Genomic DNA, 3,125 nt, shown 5'->3' on the forward strand with positions numbered 1-3,125 from the left:
AGCGTGGCAACGACCAATCCTCGCAGGTAGTTTCCCACCAACTACTTTCGGCGTTAAAAAGCTTAACTTCTGTGTTCGGCATGGGAACAGGTGTATCCTTCTCACTATCGCCACCACACTTGCTGCTTCTCTTCTTGAGATGACCTTAGTCCTCTCAAAACTGAATATTAAGAGTTTCCTTAAAACTACTACCTTCGGTTAAGCCCTCGACCGATTAGTATTACTCCGCTCCATCTATCACTAGACTTCCACGCGCAACCTATCTACCTCATCTTCTCTGAGGGGTCTTACTTCATTATTTGAATGGGAAATCTCATCTTGAGTTGGGTTTCACACTTAGATGCTTTCAGCGTTTATCCCTTCCATACATAGCTACCCAGCTCTGCCTTTGGCAAGACAACTGGTACACCAGTGGTATGTCCATCCCGGTCCTCTCGTACTAAGGACAGATCCTCTCAAATTTCCTACGCCCGCGACGGATAGGGACCGAACTGTCTCACGACGTTCTGAACCCAGCTCGCGTACCGCTTTAATGGGCGAACAGCCCAACCCTTGGGACCGACTACAGCCCCAGGATGCGATGAGCCGACATCGAGGTGCCAAACCTCCCCGTCGATGTGAACTCTTGGGGGAGATAAGCCTGTTATCCCCAGGGTAGCTTTTATCCGTTGAGCGATGGCCCTTCCATGCGGTGCCACCGGATCACTAAGCCCGACTTTCGTCCCTGCTCGACTTGTCTGTCTCACAGTCAAGCTCCCTTCTACCTTTACACTCTGCGAATGATTTCCAACCATTCTGAGGGAACCTTTGGGCGCCTCCGTTACTATTTAGGAGGCGACCGCCCCAGTCAAACTGCCTGCCTGACACTGTCTCCCACCACGCTTCAGTGGTGCGGGTTAGAGTTTTCATATAACAAGGGTAGTATCCCACCAATGCCTCCCTCGATACTAGCGTACCGATTTCGACGGCTCCTACCTATCCTGTACATCTTACACAAAAACCCAATATCAAGTTGCAGTAAAGCTCCATGGGGTCTTTCCGTCCTGTCGCGGGTAACCTGCATCTTCACGGGTATTATAATTTCACCGAGTCTATCGTTGAGACAGTGCCCAAATCATTACGCCTTTCGTGCGGGTCGGAACTTACCCGACAAGGAATTTCGCTACCTTAGGACCGTTATAGTTACGGCCGCCGTTTACTGGGGCTTCAATTCTGGGCTTCGCTTGCGCTAACTCATCCTCTTAACCTTCCAGCACCGGGCAGGCGTCAGCCCCTATACGTCATCTTACGATTTTGCAGAGACCTGTGTTTTTGATAAACAGTTGTTTGGGCCTTTTCACTGCGGCTGGCTCTTACACCAGCACCCCTTCTCCCGAAGTTACGGGGCCATTTTGCCGAGTTCCTTAACGATAGTTCTCTCGCTCACCTTAGGATTCTCTCCTCGACTACCTGTGTCGGTTTGCGGTACGGGTAATCAGTTTCTCACTAGAAGCTTTTCTTGGCAGTGTGACTCTCGTGCTTCGCTACTTTTATTTTCGCTCCCTATCACAACTCATCCTTCTCGATAACAAGCATTTAACTCATTTTCAGACTCGCTGCTTAGACATGCTTTTCCAGCTGCATGCTCACGTTTATCTCCTGCGTCCCTCCATTGCTCAAACAAAACTGACTAGTACAGGAATCTCTACCTGTTGTCCATCGACTACGCCTCTCGGCCTCATCTTAGGTCCCGACTAACCCTGGGCGGACGAGCCTTCCCCAGGAAACCTTAGTCATTCGGTGGACCAGATTCTCACTGGTCTTGCGCTACTCATACCGGCATTCTCACTTCTAAGCTCTCCACTAGTCCTCTCGGTCTAGCTTCTTCGTGCTTACAACGCTCTCCTACCACGTTAATCTTTCAATTAACATCCACAGTTTCGGTACCATACTTAGCCCCGGTACATTTTCGGCGCAGAACCACTCGACTAGTGAGCTATTACGCACTCTTTGAATGGGTTGCTGCTTCTAAGCCAACATCCTAGTTGTCTCAGCAGTTCCACTTCCTTTTCCACTTAGTATGGATTTTGGGACCTTAACTGGTGATCTGGGCTGTTTCCCTTTCGACTATGGATCTTATCACTCACAGTCTGACTCCCGAGTATAGATCGATGGCATTCGGAGTTTATCTGAATTCAGTAACCCCTGACGGGCCCCTAGTCCAAACAGTGCTCTACCTCCATGATCCTCTTCCTCGAGGCTAGCCCTAAAGCTATTTCGGAGAGAACCAGCTATCTCCAAGTTCGTTTGGAATTTCACCGCTACCCACACCTCATCCCCGCAATTTTCAACTTACGTGGGTTCGGTCCTCCAGTGCGTTTTACCGCACCTTCAACCTGGACATGGGTAGGTCACTTGGTTTCGGGTCTACATCTACGTACTTCGTCGCCCATTTCAGACTCGCTTTCGCTACGGCTCCGTCTCTTCAACTTAACCTTGCACGCAAACGTAACTCGCCGGTTCATTCTACAAAAGGCACGCCATTACTCTTTAACGAGCTTTGACTATTTGTAGGCACACGGTTTCAGGATCTATTTCACTCCCCTCCCGGGGTGCTTTTCACCTTTCCCTCACGGTACTGGTTCACTATCGGTCACTAGGGAGTATTTAGCCTTGGGAGATGGTCCTCCCGGATTCCGACGGGGTTTCACGTGCCCCGCCGTACTCAGGATCCTCGTGCGAGTGCTTCTGATTTCGTCTACAAGACTGTCACTTTCTTTGGTTCAGCTTCCCAACTGATTCGACTATCATTAGCTTTTGTTCTCTTACACAAGTCCTACAACCCCAACAAGCATGCTCGTTGGTTTGGGCTCTTTCCCTTTCGCTCGCCGCTACTTAGGAAATCGATTTTTCTTTCTCTTCCTGTGGCTACTTAGATGTTTCAGTTCACCACGTCTTCCTCACTCTTACGAGTGTGACTGACTGTTACATCAGCCGGGTTTCCCCATTCGGATATCTCCGGATCTACGCTTACTTACAGCTCCCCGAAGCATTTCGGTGTTCGTTCCGTCCTTCATCGGCTCCTAGTACCTAGGCATCCACCGTGCGCCCTTAATATCTTAACCTATTTCTTTACTTCTTTTTCT

The 3,125-nt window shown here is 49.6% G+C and carries 2 rRNA genes; both read right to left on the minus strand.

The features are described from left to right. Nucleotide 1: 1 nt before the first annotated feature. Nucleotides 2–118: ribosomal RNA gene (gene rrf, locus HU830_RS08670) — 5S ribosomal RNA — on the minus strand. Nucleotides 119–194: 76 nt separating this feature from the next. Continuing rightward, nucleotides 195–3,104 (minus strand): 23S ribosomal RNA (locus HU830_RS08675). Nucleotides 3,105–3,125: the final 21 nt, after the last annotated feature.

Source organism: Bombilactobacillus apium (assembly GCF_013385145.1).
Taxonomy (GTDB): Bacteria; Bacillota; Bacilli; order Lactobacillales; family Lactobacillaceae; genus Bombilactobacillus; species Bombilactobacillus apium.